Annotated in this window: 15 protein-coding genes, 1 tRNA gene and 1 pseudogene; 15 read left to right on the top strand and 2 right to left on the bottom strand. The window is 71.8% G+C overall.

The features are described 5' to 3' along the window. Nucleotides 1-23 precede the first annotated feature (23 nt). Together OG823_RS17950 and OG823_RS17945 are read left to right on the top strand one after the other, a co-directional pair. On the top strand, nt 24-320 hold the full coding sequence (locus OG823_RS17950; protein WP_030061387.1) for a type II toxin-antitoxin system VapB family antitoxin: 297 nt from the start codon (nt 24-26) through the stop codon (nt 318-320). Nucleotides 321-613: 293 nt separating this feature from the next. Next, the gene (locus OG823_RS17945) at nt 614-1,294 is read left to right on the top strand and encodes a LytR C-terminal domain-containing protein (RefSeq protein WP_371480594.1); all 681 of its coding nucleotides are present in this window, start codon (nt 614-616) and stop codon (nt 1,292-1,294) included. A gap of 116 nt (nt 1,295-1,410) precedes the next feature. Here OG823_RS17945 and upp read toward each other — a convergent pair whose 3' ends face one another. Next, nucleotides 1,411-2,046 (bottom strand): uracil phosphoribosyltransferase, encoded by a 636-nt coding sequence (gene upp, locus OG823_RS17940; protein WP_371480593.1) that lies wholly within the window; start codon nt 2,044-2,046, stop codon nt 1,411-1,413. A 196-nt stretch (nt 2,047-2,242) separates the two neighbouring features. Between upp and OG823_RS17935 the strand changes: the two genes are divergently transcribed. The 8 genes from OG823_RS17935 to OG823_RS17900 all read left to right on the top strand — a co-directional run bounded on the left by OG823_RS17935 (nt 2,243) and on the right by OG823_RS17900 (nt 7,429). Then, on the top strand, nt 2,243-2,479 hold the full coding sequence (locus tag OG823_RS17935; RefSeq protein WP_371480592.1) for a hypothetical protein: 237 nt from the start codon (nt 2,243-2,245) through the stop codon (nt 2,477-2,479). 208 nt (nt 2,480-2,687) lie between these two features. Beyond that, nucleotides 2,688-3,248, top strand: a complete 561-nt coding sequence (locus tag OG823_RS17930; protein ID WP_371480591.1) for a hypothetical protein — start codon at nt 2,688-2,690, stop codon at nt 3,246-3,248. A 46-nt stretch (nt 3,249-3,294) separates the two neighbouring features. Continuing rightward, on the top strand, nt 3,295-3,828 hold the full coding sequence (gene tadA / locus OG823_RS17925; protein ID WP_371480590.1) for a tRNA adenosine(34) deaminase TadA: 534 nt from the start codon (nt 3,295-3,297) through the stop codon (nt 3,826-3,828). A gap of 30 nt (nt 3,829-3,858) precedes the next feature. After that, nucleotides 3,859-3,948 (top strand) — tRNA-Ser (locus OG823_RS17920). 511 nt (nt 3,949-4,459) lie between these two features. Further along, a complete protein-coding gene (locus OG823_RS17915) occupies nt 4,460-4,600 on the top strand; it encodes a hypothetical protein (RefSeq protein ID WP_371484757.1) in 141 nt (46 codons plus the stop codon). Between the two features lie 182 nt (nt 4,601-4,782). Beyond that, nucleotides 4,783-5,076, top strand: a complete 294-nt coding sequence (locus OG823_RS17910; RefSeq protein WP_371480589.1) for a Dabb family protein — start codon at nt 4,783-4,785, stop codon at nt 5,074-5,076. 371 nt (nt 5,077-5,447) lie between these two features. Continuing rightward, nucleotides 5,448-6,356 (top strand): RNA polymerase sigma factor SigF, encoded by a 909-nt coding sequence (locus OG823_RS17905; protein ID WP_371480588.1) that lies wholly within the window; start codon nt 5,448-5,450, stop codon nt 6,354-6,356. Between the two features lie 191 nt (nt 6,357-6,547). Further along, on the top strand, nt 6,548-7,429 hold the full coding sequence (locus tag OG823_RS17900) for an RNA polymerase sigma factor SigF (RefSeq protein WP_371480587.1): 882 nt from the start codon (nt 6,548-6,550) through the stop codon (nt 7,427-7,429). Nucleotides 7,430-7,605: 176 nt separating this feature from the next. Here the strand turns inward: OG823_RS17900 and OG823_RS17895 are convergent, their stop codons facing one another. Next, complete coding sequence (locus OG823_RS17895; RefSeq protein ID WP_371480586.1) at nt 7,606-8,574, bottom strand: tyrosine-protein phosphatase; 969 nt, start codon at nt 8,572-8,574, stop codon at nt 7,606-7,608. Between the two features lie 438 nt (nt 8,575-9,012). Between OG823_RS17895 and OG823_RS17890 the strand changes: the two genes are divergently transcribed. From OG823_RS17890 to OG823_RS17870, 5 genes and pseudogenes are all read left to right on the top strand, one after another. After that, nucleotides 9,013-11,340, top strand: coding sequence for a hypothetical protein (locus tag OG823_RS17890; RefSeq protein ID WP_371480585.1), 2,328 nt, complete (start codon nt 9,013-9,015; stop codon nt 11,338-11,340). A 105-nt stretch (nt 11,341-11,445) separates the two neighbouring features. Next, complete coding sequence (pelF, locus tag OG823_RS17885) at nt 11,446-12,978, top strand: GT4 family glycosyltransferase PelF (protein WP_371480584.1); 1,533 nt, start codon at nt 11,446-11,448, stop codon at nt 12,976-12,978. Continuing rightward, nucleotides 12,975-14,492 carry a hypothetical protein gene (locus tag OG823_RS17880; protein ID WP_371480583.1) on the top strand — a complete coding sequence of 506 codons (1,518 nt, stop codon included), beginning with the start codon at nt 12,975-12,977 and terminating at the stop codon, nt 14,490-14,492. Before pelF ends, OG823_RS17880 begins: the two co-directional genes overlap by 4 nt. A gap of 71 nt (nt 14,493-14,563) precedes the next feature. After that, on the top strand, nt 14,564-15,556 hold the full coding sequence (locus OG823_RS17875; protein WP_371480582.1) for an SDR family NAD(P)-dependent oxidoreductase: 993 nt from the start codon (nt 14,564-14,566) through the stop codon (nt 15,554-15,556). Nucleotides 15,557-15,679: 123 nt separating this feature from the next. Next, nucleotides 15,680-16,384: pseudogene (locus OG823_RS17870) on the top strand (NDP-sugar synthase); the annotation flags it as partial. Between the last annotated feature and the right edge of the window lie 35 nt (nt 16,385-16,419).

Raw genomic sequence — 16,419 nt, 5'->3', positions numbered from 1 at the left:
CACCCAAACGGTAGGCTTTCCGTGTGATCTTCAAGCGCATCGGCAATGGGCGGCCGTACCCGGATCACGGCCGGACCAGTACCCGCCAGTGGGCGGACGTCGCCCCACGCCCGGTGCGACTGGACCAGCTGGTGACCACCAAGGGGCAGTTGGACCTCGAAACCCTGCTGGCCGAGGACTCGACCTTCTACGGGGACCTCTTCGCCCACGTGGTGAAGTGGCACGGCGACCTCTATCTGGAGGACGGGCTGCACCGCGCCGTCCGCGCCGCCCTGCAGCAGCGTCAGGTCCTGCACGCCCGGGTCCTCGAAATGGAGTGACGGGCACCGCCCGTCCGCCCGGCCCCGGCGCCCCCACGGCCCGTCACCGCCCCGCCCCTTCGCCCGCCGTCACGTCCGGCAGGCCGTCCCCGGCCCACCGGCCAGGACGCCCGCACGCACCCCCGTACATCCTTTCGGGTGCCGCCGTACTCCAGATGATGATCATTTAGTACCTTCGGAGCGACCGCGCACTAGTCTGCTGACTACGGCCGAAATATCGCCGGCGCTCCGCGCATCCGGTCGTACCCGTCACCGAACCCCGCCCCGGCACGAGGGGGAGACAAACCGTGAGCATGTTGACTCCCCAAGGCTTGAAGGGGAAGCAGTACCGGGTCACCGGCACCGCGTATCCGCGGCTCGGCAGGCCACCGAAGAAGCGTCGCAAGATCCTCGCGGCGATCGGCACACTGCTCGCCCTGGCACTGATCGCCCTGGGCGGCGTGCAGTTGGTGGACATCTTCAGCGGCAGGTTCAAACACGCCACCGCCCAGGCCTGCGCGTCCCCCTCCGCCGCCGTCTCCGGCAAGCCGCTGGCCGCTCCGGCCGCCGACGGCACACCGGGAGCGGCCGCCTCGCCGGCCGCTCCGGTCGATCCCAAGGCCGTCCCGCAGCCGCAGACCGTGACAGTCAACGTCTACAACGCCACCGCCAAGGCCGGCCTGGCCGCCCGCGCCGCCGACGAGCTGAAGAAGCGCGGCTTCGTCATCGGCAAGATCGGCAACGCCCCCACCGCCCTCGACAAGAAGGTCCCGGGTACCGCCACGGTGGTCGGCGGTCCCGCCGCCCTCGGTGCCATGACCCTGCTCGGCGCGCAGATCGCGGGCGCCACCAGCACCCCCGACACCCGGACGGACGCGACCGTCGACTTCGTGATCGGCGACAGCTACAACGCGCTGCTCGACGAGACCCAGGCCGCCGCCGCACTCGCACTGGCCACCAAGCCCACCGCGAGCCCCGCGCCCGGCAGCTGCTGACCGCACGCCACCCGTACGACGTACGCCGAAGGCCCCCCGACACGGGGGGCCTTCGGCGTACGGGCTGTTCGTCGGTGCCGGACCCGCGGCGTTCGGGCCGCGGGCGATACGGGAGGTCAGCCCGCCGTGCCGTAGAGCCGGTCGCCGGCGTCGCCGAGGCCCGGGACGATGTAGCCGTTCTCGTTGAGGCGCTGGTCGACCGCGGCGGTGACGATGGTGACCGGCAGACCGGCCAGCTCCTTCTCCATCACCGCGACGCCCTCCGGCGCCGCCAGCAGCACGACCGCGGTGACGTCGGTGGCGCCCCGGTCGATCAGCATCCGGATCGCCGCCACCAGCGTGCCGCCGGTCGCCAGCATCGGGTCCAGGACGTACACCTGGCGGCCGGAGAGGTCGTCGGGCATCCGGGTCGCGTACGTGGAGGCCTCCAGGGTCTCCTCGTTGCGCACCATGCCCAGGAAGCCGACCTCGGCGGTCGGCAGCAGCCGGGTCATCCCGTCCAGCATGCCCAGGCCCGCCCGCAGGATCGGGACGACCAGCGGGCGGGGATAGCTCAGCCGGGTACCGGTGGTGACCGCGACCGGAGTGGTGACCTCCACCTCCTCGGTGCGGACGTCCCGGGTCGCCTCGTACGCGAGCAGGGTGACCAGCTCGTCGGTGAGGCGACGGAAGGTCGGTGAGTCGGTGCGCTCGTCGCGCAGGGTGGAGAGCTTGTGGGCGACCAGGGGGTGGTCGACGACGTGGATCCGCATGTCTCGACCATAACCGCGCCCGGACAGGCGTACGACCCGCCGGGCGGGGAGCGGTGCCGGCCCGGGTCCGCGGAGCCGGGGCACCGGCCCCGGGCGGCGGTCACGCAACCGGCGGCACGCCGTGACGCACCGCGAATCCCCGGCCGGTTGCCGTTCCTGTGGTATCAATCCGGCGGATCTGGGAAGGTCAGACGCTATGACGAGCAACCCGAACGCCGGGGGCGGCTCGACGGACGGGTCGCACGGCCCGTCGGGCGGCCCCGCGAGGGCGGCCCCGGACCACCCGGAGACCGAGACGGAGCGCCGCAGGCGGCGGGCCGTGTTCCTCCGCGAGCTCGCCGAGGCCCGCGAGCTGAGAGCGCGCGTGCAGCCGCGCCGCACCAAGGAGCGCCGGATGCGGGAGGCCATGCGGATGCGGACCTTCCGGATCTGACCGCGTGCCGGGCCACTTCTCGCCCGTCGGCCGACACTTCCGACACGACCTGCGAAGACGCGCTGCCGAACACCCCCCGCAATGCCGGGGTTTCTGTCACGATTCCGATGGGACGGTCCGAACGGCGGGCCGCCTCTGGCGCGGGGGCGGCCAGACCGCGTTCGCCCGAGATCGCCTACAGCCGAGACCAATCTTGGGAGTGTCCCTGGTGGCGTACTTCGCTGCAGTGCTTGCTCGCACCGAGGACGGGTGGGATGTGAGCGAGACCGAACTGGACGATGTCGAGACCTTGGCCGACCTGGCCGAGCTGGCCCGCGAGGCCGCACAGGACGACGACAGCGTGCTGGTCTTCATCGAACAGGAGGATGCCTGGTTCGCCATCGTCCGCGTGGACGGCGAGGAGGACCCGCGGATCTTCGTCTCGGACGGAGCCGCGGCCGCCCGCAGTTCCTACGGGTCGGTGCTCACCGACGAACTGGTCGAACAGGCCGGCGAGAGTGAGTTCGACGACCTCGACGACCTGGTCGCCGAACTGGACGACGAGGCCGAGGTCTCCGACCAGGACGAGGACGAGGACGACGAGGGCCCGGTCGTGGGCCCCGGCGGGGTGCCCGTCGGACCGCTGGGCGACTCCGAACTCCTCGCCGAGTTCGGGCTGGCCGCCAAGGACCTCGTGGACCTCAGCGGTGAGGGCGCGATGCCGGGCGACGCCCTGGCCGAGATCGCCGACGCGCTGGGCTGCGGCGAGATCCTGGAGGCCGTCCGGTAGGCGGTCCGCGGACGGCCGCAGGACCGGATGCCCGACACTGGATGCCATGCAGTCCGTCCCGCAGATCGCCCCGCTGCCCGCACCCGTCCGCCCCGACCCGGTCCGCGACCGCTGGACGGCGCAGATGCGCCTCGCCATCGCCGAGGCCGCTCTCGCGCCGGCCTCCGGTGACGTACCGGTCGGGGCCCTGGTGCTGGGACCCGACGGGGCCCTCCTCGGACGCGGCCACAACGAGCGCGAAGCGGTCGGCGACCCGACCGCCCACGCCGAGGTGGTCGCCATCCGCGAGGCCGCCACGGCCCTCGGCGAGTGGCGGCTGAGCGGCTGCACGCTGGTGGTCACCCTGGAGCCCTGCACCATGTGCGCGGGCGCCATCGTGCTGTCCCGGATCGACCGGGTCGTCTACGGCGCGCTCGACGAGAAGGCCGGCGCGGCCGGTTCGCTCTTCGACGTCATGCGCGACCGGCGGCTCAACCACCGGCCCGAGGTCGTCCCGGGCGTGCTCGCGGACGAGTGCGGCAGGCAGCTGCGCGATTTCTTCGACGGTCACCGCCCCGGACCCGGCCAAAGGATTTCGTGACCGCAGCCGCCGTCCGGTAGAGTCTCCCTCGGTAGCGTGTCCGAGCGGCCAAAGGAGCACGCCTCGAAAGCGTGTGTGGGGGCAACTTCACCGTGGGTTCGAATCCCACCGCTACCGCCAGCTGACACGAATGGCCCGTCCGATCCGGACGGGCCATTCGTCGTTCCCGGCCCGAAACCGGCCCGGGGAAGGCGTAAGGCTCCGTACTCCGGCCGATGACCACCAACGCCTTGAGTACGGAGCCTGGAGGGGGGAGCAGCTCCGGGGGGCCGAGCTGCTCCCCCGGACGGAGCCCCACAACCGGCGCCGCGTCGGGGGAAAACCGCAGCACCGGTCCCACAGCGGGGGCTCCGGACCATGTACCGCTGATTCCTGCCAGATCCTCGGTACAACAACCATCCTGCTGCACCGACCCCGCCCGGGCACCCGGAGAAAGCCCTCACCCGCGGGGACCTTCGTCCCGTCGGGCGAACGCGGCGCTGACTTGATAGGCCGTTCGGTGGATAAGCTGCCGGAGGGCTGCGCAGCGCGGCCGCAGGGCAGTGGTGGCGCGGGGCGCACGGGTGCCGGACGGCGGCGGCCCGGAGCAGGGAGGCAGGGCAGTTCGATGGCTCAGGCGAGGAAGATCGGCATGTACCTCCTGCTCATCTTCGTGCTCTACACGATCATCACCTCACCGGCCAGGGCGGCCGAGCTGGTCCAGTCGGGGTTCGAGGGGATCTCGACGGCGGCGAAGGCGGTCGGCACGTTCATGACCGGTCTGGTCAAGTAGCGCGACCCGGACGGCGGGCGGACGAGGCGGGCGCGAGCGGAGCGACGCGGGCCGGCGGGCGGACGACGCGGCGCGGACCGGAGGCCGGGGCGCAGGGGGCGCCGCCGCCCCCGCGCGGGCCGTCCGCGGCCGGCGGCTAACGTGGCGGGGTCCAACGACCCTCGCCCGCTGGGAGCGGCATCATGATCCGGCACCTGGTCCTGTTCAAGCTCAACGAAGGCGTCCGCAGGGACGACGAGCCCGTCGTCGCCGGCGTCAAGGCCTTCGAGGAGCTCGGCCCACTCGTCCCCGAGCTGCGCGAGTGGGAGTGCGCCTGGAACATCACCGAGCGCGACATCGCCTACGACTTCGCGATCAACAGCCTCGTCGCCGACCGCGACGCGCTGCAGTCCTACATCGCCCATCCGGCCCACCAGGCCGCCGCCGGTCAGTGGCGGACGTTCGCCACCTGGGTGATTGCCGACATCGAGGTCTGAACCCGTCGACCAGCTCGGTCGCATTCGCACGACCCTGCGGTGCCCCGCCTCCCGACCCGGGCGGGGCACCGCCGTGCGTGCGGCCCGGGGCCGGCGGCACTGCGCCGGATGCCCCAACGGCACCTCGACACACCTGGGCCCGGTGCTTGAACGAACTGTGCCCAGCTTGTGATGCTATGACCGGTTTTGCCGGACATGGCGAGGTGACGAACGGGGGCCACGCCACCCGACCCGCAGGTCCCACCATCGACGACTTCGGGAGGGGTGACGCGTCCGTGCGGACACAGGAGACTGCGACTGACACCGATACCGGGCCGCCGCCCGCCACGCCGCCGGCCCCTGTACTGCCAAGCGCCGCACCGCCGGCCCCCGTGCTGCCGCCCGCCACGCCGCCGGCCGCCACGCCGCCGGCCACGACCACCGCGACCGCCGCCGAGACTCCCGCCGGTCCCTCGCAGGACGAACTGGTGGCCGCCCTCTTCGGGCCCGCCGGGGAGCTCAAGCCCGGCGGCGGACGGCCCGCCGTCGACGTCCGCACCCTCACCCGGGTGCTGTTCGAACGGCTCTCCGAACTGCCCCCCGACGCCCCGGAGCGCGGACGGGTCCGGGCCGCCCTGATCGAGGTCAACATCCCCCTGGTGCGGTACGCCGCCACCCGCTTCCGCAGTCGCAACGAGCCGATGGAGGACGTGGTCCAGGTCGGCACCATCGGCCTGATCAACGCGATCGACCGGTTCGACCCGAGCCGGGGCGTGCAGTTCCCGACCTACGCGCTGCCGACCATCCTCGGCGAGATCAAGCGCTACTTCCGCGACAACGTCCGGACCATGCACGTCCCCCGCCGGCTCCAGGAGCTCTGGGTCCAGGTCAGCGGCGCCATGGAGGAGCTGACGGTGACCCACGGCCGGACACCGAAGGTCCCGGAGATCGCCGCCAGCCTGCGCATCCCCGAGGAGGACGTCCGGGCCTGCCTGGACGCCGGGCGGGCGTACAACGCGGCCTCGCTGGAGGCGGCGCAGGAGCACGAGGGCGGCCTGGCCCTGCTCGACCGGCTCGGCTACGAGGACTCCGCACTGGCCGAGGTCGAGCACCGCGACATGGTCCGTCACCTCCTGGTCCAGCTGCCGGAGCGGGAGCGGCGGATCATCATGCTGCGGTTCTTCGCCAATCTGACCCAGTCCCAGATCAGCAACGAGCTGGGGATGTCGCAGATGCACGTCTCCCGGCTGCTCTCGCGGATCCTGTCCAGGCTTCGAACCGGGAATTCCTGGGAAGACTGATCATCACAGATCCACTCATACCGGCCGATCCCCACCGAGGAGAACGGGATTGCTCCGCGTTACCGCCGCGTGACGTCTTGCGACGTTCGGGTTTGCGGCGGTCCGCGCGCCGGTATGGAGGGGGAGGGCGCCGCGCGGGAACCGCCGACCGGTGACATCCGTTCAACAGTCAGTCACAAGGGGGTGGGTGCATGTCCGGAGACCTGGGCACTGCTGAGATCCACGACGCCACGACGGTGGTCGATCGGATCCCTGTCCAGAAGGGCCCGGAGCCGCCCGCGGCGGCCCCGCCCGTAGCGGCCACCGGCGGGGCCCTGGACACCCGTACGCTCTCCCGCGCGCTCTTCCTGCGGCTGGCCGGCCTGGAGGCCGGCAGCGACGAGCACACGTACGTCCGCGACACCCTGATCGAGCTCAACCTGCCGCTGGTCCGGTACGCCTCCGCGCGCTTCCGCAGCCGCAACGAGCCGATGGAGGACATCGTCCAGGTCGGCACGATCGGGCTGATCAAGGCGATCGACCGCTTCGACCCGGAGCGCGGGGTCGAGTTCCCGACCTTCGCGATGCCCACCGTGGTCGGCGAGATCAAGCGCTTCTTCCGCGACACCAGCTGGTCGGTCCGGGTGCCGCGGCGGCTCCAGGAGCTGCGGCTGGCGCTGACCAAGGCCGGCGACGAGCTGGCCCAGCGGCTCGACCGCTCCCCCACCGTCGCCGAGCTGGCCGTCTGCCTGGGCGTCAGCGAGGAGGACGTGGTCGAGGGCCTGGCGGTCGGCAACGCCTACACCGCGAGCTCGCTGGACTCCAGCCCCGGCGAGGAGGACGGCGACGGCCCGCTGGCCGAGCGGCTCGGCTACGAGGACCTCGCGCTGGAGGGCGTGGAGTACCGGGAGTCGCTCAAGCCGCTGCTGGCCAAGCTGCCGCCGCGTGAGCGCCGGATCATCATGCTGCGGTTCTTCGGCAACCTGACCCAGTCGCAGATCGGCGAGGAGATCGGCATCTCGCAGATGCACGTCTCCCGGCTGCTGACCAAGACGCTCACCCAGCTCCGCGAGGGCCTGATCAGCGAGAGGTGATCGACGCGGCCCGATCGGTCGCCCCGGCCTCCCGGCCGGGCCGGGGGCGGTCCCGGCCCGACCGGGAGGCCGTGCGCGTCGGGCCGTGTGCATCGGGCCGTGTGCGTCGGCCCGTACGCATCGGCCCGTACGCGTCGGGCCGTACGCGTCGGGCCGTGCGCGTCGGGCCGTCCGCCTCAGTCGGCCAGCAGGTTGGCGCGCAGTCCGGCCAGCACCTCGTCGTCCAGGCCGAGGCCGTCCCGCCAGAAGTCGCCGAAGGACGCCCAGCCGCGGGCGACCTCCTCGTACGCGGCCTCCAGATAACCGCGGTCGGCACGGAAGACCGGCAGGAGGAGCGCGGGCTCCCGCATCAGGCCCCGGGTGCCGAAGCTGTCCAGGATGTTCTCGACCACCGCCGCGGAACGCTCGTTGGTGAGCAGGTAGTCGGCGAAGACGGTGTCACGGTCCACCCCGAGCGCGGTGAGCAGGATCGCGGCGGTCCAGCCGGTGCGGTCCTTGCCGGCCGAGCAGTGGAAGAGCAGCGGCGCGCCGTCGGGGGCGGCGAGCAGGCGCAGCACGGTGGCGAAGCGCTCCCGGGCGACCGGGTCGGTGACGAACCAGCGGTAGAGGCCGACCATCATCGCGGCGGCCCGGCCGTCGCCGAGCAGTGCGTGCTGCTTCTCGTGGCTGCGGTCCGCCAGGGCGTCGCGCAGGGCGACGTAGATGTCGAAGTCGGCGGCGAAGACCGGCAGGTGGTGCAGGGTGACGCCGTCGGGGGTGTCGGGCCCGACGGTGAGCGCGGTGGCGGAGAGCTCGGTGGCGGCGATCTCGGCGACCGGCAGGCCGAGGACGCGGTCCGGGCCCGCCTGGCGGACCTCGTCCAGGCTGCGCAGGTCGACGACGTGGCGCAGGCCGTGCCCAGCGAGGGCGGCGAGGTCGGCGTCGGTGAGCCGGTTCAGGCCGTCACTGCGCAGAGCGGCGCCGTGCCGCAGCACCCGGCCGTCGGCCGTCCGGTAGCCGCCGAGATCGCGGGCGTTGGCGGCGCCGTGCAGGCCGAGGCTGCGCGCGGTCTCCGGACCGCCGGCGGGCCGGTCGTCGAAGGCCGGTTCGGTCGTGACCGACACGGTCATTGCGGGCCCGGCGATCTCGGTCTGCTGCTCGGTCACGGATGGCCTCCATCGGAATTCGGAACGCCGCGGTACAGAACCCGCGCGATGTTGCATGAACCTGCCCACCGAAGATGCTGATGCGCGAGTGACAGGAGTGATCAGTCTGGGTAGGGCGGACTTCCGATCCCCGGCATCCGCCTGTGACCAGCGGTAACCCCCGAGGACTGAGCGAAAGTCAACCGATTGCTGTCAGGCGCTGACTGATTGTCGATCGATTTAATTATTTTCACAGGTTGTTACTTCTGGACCGTGTTCGAACCACTCCGGGCGCCCCCTTGAACGTTGGTAACAGATTCGCTGCGTTGTCACCCATTTGGTCCCGAGCACCCCTGTTCCTCCCCCAAGATAGGCGCAGGCAGCCTGCTGCCTTCGAACAAGGTCAGGGCAGGCGGGCGCCGAGCAGCGATCCGCCCCTGCCCAAGGGGAGGAACAACCATGGGTCGAGCGACCCGAAGAGCTGCCGCCTGCGCGGCAGCCGTCCTGCTGGCCGGCGGTCTCCAGTCGTCGATCGCGCACGCGACGACGACCAACCGGATCGACCTCACCGTTCTCGTGCTCGACGACGGCGGTCCCGCGACCGCCGCGATCACCGCCGAACTCGCGAGCCAGGGCACCCCGCACAAGATCGTCAATCTGAACGACGCCAACCGCCCCGTGATCGATGCCGCCTTCCTGAGCGACACCCTCAACGGACAGCCGCGCGCGAAGTTCCAGGGTGTCGTCATGCCCAATGACAACCCCTTCGCCGCGGGGTCCACGGAGATGGCGGCCATCGCCACCTTCGAGGCCACCTTCGGCATCCGTCAGGTCGATGCCTACACCTATGCCCAGCCGGGCGTCGGTCTGAACTGGGCACAGAACCCCGGTTACATCGGCACCCTCGACGGCACCCAGGGCCAGGTCACCACGGACGGCCTCGCCGGGCCGTTCGGGTACCTCAAGGGCAGCGTCCCGTTCGAGGACAACGACGCCTCCGTCAGCGAGAGCTACGGCTACCTCGCCACCCCGCTGGCCGGCGCCGACTTCAAGCCGCTGGTGGACGCTCCCATCCCGGGCACCACCTCGCGCGGCTCGCTGGTCGGCGAGTACACCCACGACGGCCGCAAGGAACTGGTCGTCACCTTCGTCTACAACCAGTACCAGCAGCAGTACCGGCTGCTGGCGCGCGGCATGGTGGACTGGGTCACCCAGGGCATCCACCTCGGCTACGACCGCAACTACTTCGCGGCCCACGTCGACGACGTCTTCCTCGCCGACGACCGCTGGGACACCACGCTCAAGTGCACCCCCGGTGACGTCACCTGCCCGCCCGGCACGCCCGAGACGGTCAACCCGATCCGGATGACGACGGCCGACGCCCAGTACGCGAAGCAGTGGCAGCTGGACCACAACTTCACCCTGGACATGGTCTTCAACGGCGGCGGCAGCGAGGACTGGAAGTCCGACCACGAGGTCACCGCGGACCCGCTGGTCGACCAGATGGTCGCCGACCAGACCAGCTACCGCTGGATCAACCACACCTACCAGCACCCGTACCTCGGCTGCCAGCAGGACGTCACCGTCGTGCCGTGGAAGTGCACCAAGGACGCGGGCGGCAACACCGTCTGGGTGGACCAGGCCACCATCAACACCCAGATCAAGAGCAACAGCGACTGGGCGGCCGCGCACAGCCTGGTGATCGACAAGTCGGAGCTCGTCACCGGCGAGCACTCCGGCCTGCTGACCGCCCCCCAGGAGACCAGCGACAACCCCAACCTGGCGCCCGCCCTGGTCGCCAACGGGGTCAAGTGGACCGCCAGCGACGCCTCCCGCGAGCCCGCCCAGCGCGCCGTCGGGTCGTCCACGCTGACCGTCCCGCGCTACCCGATGAACGTCTTCTACAACGCCGGCACGGCGCAGGAGGAGACCGACGAGTACAACTGGATCTACACCAGCGCGGCCAACGGCGGCAGTGGCGTCTGCGAGAACAACGCGAACTCCACCTGCCTCACCACCCCGCTGAACACGACCACCGGCTACACGTCGTACATCGTGCCGCTCGAGGCCCGGATCGACCTGAGCCACGTGCTCAACAACGACCCGCGCCCGCACTTCATCCACCAGTCGAACCTGTCCGAGGGCCGGATCGTCTACCCGGTGCTGGAGAAGGTGCTCTCCACCTACCGCGGCCTCTACGCGGACAACACCCCGGTGGTGAACCTGGCCCAGCGCGAGATCGGCGCCGAGTTCCAGCGCCGCGCGGCCTGGAACACCGCGGTCTCGGCCGGCCAGGCCACCGGCTACCGGATCGGTGACACCGTCACGGTCAACGCGCCCTCCGGCGTGCAGGCCGAGGCCACCATGCCGACCGGCACCACCCAGAAGCTGGCGTTCGGCAGCAGCGCCTTCGGCACCGCCTACGCCGGATCGCTCTCCGGCTGGGTCAAGCCCGGCTCCCTGCAGAGCAGCGTCACGCTGAAGCTCACCGCGGCGCAGACCCCGGCGGCCGTGGCCGCCGCGGCGGCCACCACGGTGCAGCCGCTGCTGGCTCCGGCCGCCAAGACCGTCGTGCCGAGCGGCACCGCCACCGCGGTTCCGGCCGGCCCGAGCGACACCGCCCGGACCAAGGCCAAGACCCTGGTTCCCGGCAGCGGCGCGGTCGTCCCCGGCAAGAACGCCGCGGGCAAGGGTTCCACCGGCAGCACGGGCAAGCCGTCCGGGGGGACGGCCGGCAAGCCCGCCGGCAAGGCGACCAGCACCACTCGCAAGACCGGCAACCGGTAGTTCGCAGGACCGGTGGTGGGGCGGGCGATCCCGCCCCACCACCGGCTGTACGCCCGCACCACCACGGCAGGCGTCGAGGGAAGAGAAGAAGGAGGGGGGTCAGGGATGCGCGTCACCCTGCTCACCGAGGGGACGTATCCGCACCAACACGGTGGCGTCAGTGTCTGGTGCGACCAGTTGGTCCAGGGCATGCCGGACGTCGAGTTCGACGTCGTCGCGGTCACCGGTACCGGCCACGAGCCACTCGCCTGGGAGCTGCCCGCCAACGTGCGGTCGGTGACCATGGCGCCGCTCTGGGGCCCGGCCTCCGCCGCGAGAGCACCTCGCCGCAAGGAGATGCGCCGCTTCCTGGACGCGTACGAGCGCTTCCTGCACTCCATCCTCGACCCCGTCTACACCACCCACTTCGGCACCGAGCTGTACGGCTTCGCCGACCTCGCCCGGCGCGGCCTGCTCAGTCCCGCGCTGCGCAGCGAGCCCGCCCTGCGCACCCTCCAACGGGTCTGGACCCGCGACTACCTGCCGACCGCCGTCTCCCGGCCCACCCTGCACGACGCGCTCAACGCCACCGACCTGCTGGAGCACGCCCTGCGCCCGCTCTCGGTCGAACCGCCGCAGGACGGCGTCGCGCACGCGGCCAGCGGCGGCCTCGCCACCCTGCCGGGGCTGATCGCCTCCCAGCAGTACGGCGTCCCCTTCCTGCTCACCGAGCACGGCATCTACCTGCGCGAGCGCTACCTCGGCTACCGCACCGGCCCCTACCGCTGGCCGGTCAAGGCGCTGCTGCTGGGCTTCTACCGGATGCTCGCCGAGGAGAGCTACTCCCGGGCGGCGCTGGTCACCCCCGGCAACCGGTACAACCGGCGCTGGGAGGAGCGCGGCGGCACGCCGTCCGCGCACATCCGCACCGTGTACAACGGCGTCGACCCGGCGGCCTTCCCGCCCGCCGGGCCCGAGCCCGAGATCCCCACCCTCAGCTGGGCCGGACGGGTCGACCCGATCAAGGACCTGGAGACGCTGATCCGGGCCTTCGCCATCGTCCTGAAGGAGCTGCCGGACGCCAAGCTGCGCCTGTTCGGCGGCACCCCCAAGGGCGGCGAGGGCTACCGCGACGGCTGCATCGCCCTGGCCGCCGAACTCGGCATCGCCGACTCGGTGGTCTTCGAGGGCCGGGTCGCCGACATCACCGACGCGTACGCGGCCGGCAACGTGGTGATGCTCTCCAGCATCAGCGAGGGCTTCCCGTTCACCCTGATCGAGGCGATGTCCTGCGGGCGCTCCACCGTCTCCACCGACGTGGGCGGCGTGCGCGAGGCGGTCGGGGACACCGGTCTGGTCGTCCCGCCGCGTGAGCCCGAGCCGATGGCCGCCGCAGCGCTGGAACTGCTGCGCGACCCCGAGCGGCGGGCCCGGCTCGGCGAGCAGGCCCGGCTGCGGGTGATCGAGCAGTTCACGCTCCGCCAGAACATCGACGGCTTCCGGAACATCTACACCGAGCTGCTCGGCACCGCCCGCTGGCTGCCCGAGGGCGTGGTCGCCGTCGGCGCCGACGCCCCGGCCGACACCCCCGCCGTCGAACCGGCCCCGCTCGGGCCGGTCACCTGGGGACGCCGCGAGAAGCTCCAGGGGGCCCGATGAGCGGCCCACTGCGCCTCGTCCCCGACGAGGCGGGCCCCGAGTGGGCCGAGCAGACCATGCAACTGCGCACACTGCCCCGGCAGCGCCGCAAGGCCGTCCCGGAGCCGGCCGACGACGGTCTCGGCCTGTGCGCCGACCCGATCGACGCACTCGCCGAGCGGCTCGCCGACGTCTGCGCCGACGCCGTGCACCCCTACGAGATCGCCGCGTTCCTGGAGTCGGACGGCCTCACCGACGAGCAGGCCGCGCTGAACTACGGCCGGCCCGACTCCTTCACCCTCGCCGAGGAGCTGTTCGCCAAGGTCGCACGGCGCTACCCGGGCCCGGCCGCCGAGTTCGCCAACCCCTGGCGGGCCGACCCCTGGCGCTGCGTGCTGCGCGGGCTGGTCTTCGCGCTGCCCGGCCTCGGCTACCTGCTCGGCGCCAATCTCTTCGCGGTCGACCGGATGCGCTTCGGCCTGCCCTCCGGCATGCTCGCGCTGTCCGTCGCCACGCTGGCCAGCTGGTCCTGGAACCAGGCGCTGGCGCACCGCTCCTACTCCTGGCTCGGACGCGGCCGGCGTCGCGCCGCCGGACGCTGCCTGGCGATCGGCGCCCCGGCGGGCGCGCTGGGCGCGGCCGCCGCCGGGTACGTCGTCGGCGGCCCGCTGAGCTCGCTGCTCTTCGCCGCCGGCCAGTCCGGCTACCTCGCCGCCGCGACCGTGTTGCTGGTGCTCGGCCGGGAGAAGTCCCTGCTGATCGCGCTGGCGCCGTCGGCGCTCGGCGCCGGCGTGGTGCTCGCGATCGACGTGCCGCAGGCCGTCCGCACCACCGTCCTGCTGGCCACCCTCACGCTCGCGCTCGGGCTCGCCGCCCGCGAGGTGCACCGCTGCCTGCGGGCCGAACAGGACGCCACCGAGCTGCGCCTGCCGGCTCACCAGGAACTGCCGCACGCCCTGTTCGGCCTGGCCGTCGGCACCCTCACCCTGATCGCCGGGCTCGGCACCACCATCCACCAGGCGGTCGCCTCCGGCGGCCTGCGGGCCGGCGCCACCGCCAGCCCCACCGGCCCGGCGATGGTCGCGCTGACGCTCAGCCTGGGCCTCGCCGAGTGGCTGCTCTTCCGCTACCGGGCGATGGCCGTGGCCTCGCTGCGCACCAGCCACACCCCCGGACAGTTCGTCCGCCGCACCGGCGGTGTGCTGCTCGGCTGCCTGCTCACCTACCTCACCACGGTGGCCGCCCTGGACGCCGCGACCACCGTGCTCTGGCCGGGCGCGCCGACCCTGGGCGCCGTCGAGCTGGGCGCCCTGCTGGTGCTCGGCGGCGCACTCTGGCTGGCCCTGCTGCTGAACGCCTTCGGCCACAGCTGGAGCACCACCCTGATCTGTCTGGCCGCGGCCGGCGCCGAGTGCGCCGGACTGCTGGCCGGCTTCGACCCGACCCTCCTGCAGCTGTTCGGCTGCGGGGCGGCCGCCCTCGTCCTCACCTCGATCGCCGGGCCCGTGCTCGGCCGCACCACCAAACACCGCTGAACGCCGGCGGGCAGCGGAGCCCGCCGGAACCACCCTCAGCGGACCACCTCGCAGAAAGAGACACCACACGTATGAGCACAGTCGCCGTCACCGGAGCCGAGGGCTTCATCGGCTCCCACCTCGTCGAGGACCTGGTCGCCGACGGCCACCAGGTTCGCGCGATGGTCCAGTACAACTCCTTCTCGTCCTTCGGCTGGCTGGAGACCCTCGACCGCGAGGTCCTGGACTCGGTGGAGATCGTCCTCGGCGACGTCCGGGACCCGGGCTCGGTCAACGGCCTGGTCAAGGGCACCGAGGCGGTCTACCACCTGGCCGCGCTGATCGCGATCCCGTACTCCTACCAGGCCCCGCACTCGTACATCGAGACCAACGTGACGGGCACCCTGAACGTCCTGGAGGCCGTGCGCCACCTGGACATCCCGCGCCTGGTGCACACCTCGACCAGCGAGACCTACGGCACCGCGCAGACCGTGCCGATCACCGAGGACCACCCGATCAACACGCAGTCCCCGTACGCCGCCTCCAAGGCCGGCGGCGACCGCCTCGCGGACAGCTACCACGCGAGCTTCGAGACCCCGGTCGTGACGCTGCGCCCGTTCAACACCTTCGGCCCGCGGCAGTCCATGCGCGCCGTCATCCCGACCGTGATCGCCCAGCTCGCCGCCGGGGAGACCACCATCACCCTGGGCGACCTGCGCCCCACCCGTGACTTCACCTTCGTCAAGGACACCGCCGCCGCGTTCCGCACGGTCGGCACCGCGCCCGCCGAGACGGTCGTCGGCAGGACCTTCAACGCCGGCACCGGCGGCGAGATCTCGGTCGGCGACCTGGTCACCCTGGTTGGCAAGCTGATGGGCGTCGACGTCACCGTGCGGGAGGACGAGCAGCGCATCCGCCCGACCAACTCCGAGGTCATGCGCCTGGTCGCCGACGCCACCCGGCTGCGCACCGCCACCGGCTGGGCGCCCGGCCACTCGCTGGAGGAGGGTCTGGAGCAGACCATCGAGTTCTTCCGCGACCCGGCCAACCTGGCGCGCTACAAGACCGACCTCTACAACGTCTGACCCCGCCGTGTCCGTCCTCACCGTCGGACACCAGCTCCCACCCGGCGTCCACACCGTCGGTCCCGCAACACCGTCTGACCCGTCCAGCAGCCTTCAGACACCGTCTTCCGTGGGGGAAACACCATGCATGCAGTGATCCTGGCCGGTGGCAAGGGCGTTCGCCTTCGCCCGTACACCACCGCCCTTCCCAAGCCGCTCGTCCCGATCGGCGACCAGCACGCGATCCTGGAGATCGTGATGCGCCAGCTCGCCTCTGCGGGCTTCAAGACCGTGACCCTGGCCATCGGCCACCTGGGCCACATCATCCGCGCCTACGTCGGCAACGGTTCGCAGTGGGGGCTGCGGGTCGGTTACGCCGTCGAGGACAGTCCGCTCGGCACCATGGGCCCGCTGCTCACGATGCAGGACCGGCTGCCCGAGAACTTCCTGGTGATGAACGGCGACATCCTCACCGACCTGGACTTCGCCGGTGTGCTCAAGCACCACGAGGAGTCCGGAGCGCCGCTGACCATCGCCACCTACGCCCGCCAGGTCAAGATCGACTTCGGCGTGCTGACCAGCGAGTCGGGCCGCATCACCGGCTTCCAGGAGAAGCCGACCATCGACTACAACGTCTCGATGGGCGTGTACGGCGTCTCCCGCTCCACCCTGGCCTCGTACACCCCCGGCCTGCCGCTCGGCTTCGACGAGCTGGTCCTCGACCTGCTCGCCGCCGAGACCCCGCCGTCCGCGTACGAGTTCAACGGCTACTGGCTCGACATCGGCCGCCCCGACGACTACGACCGGGCCAACGCGGACTTCGCGCTCAACCGCTCGCTGCTCCTGCGCGACGAGCCGGCCGAGGGCCTGCGCTCCGTGCCGCA

The organism is Kitasatospora sp. NBC_00315 (genome assembly GCF_041435095.1).
Lineage (GTDB): Bacteria > Actinomycetota > Actinomycetes > Streptomycetales > Streptomycetaceae > Kitasatospora.
The sequence above is the reverse complement of the archived record's forward strand: the minus strand, read 5'-3'. Positions and strand labels throughout refer to the sequence as shown.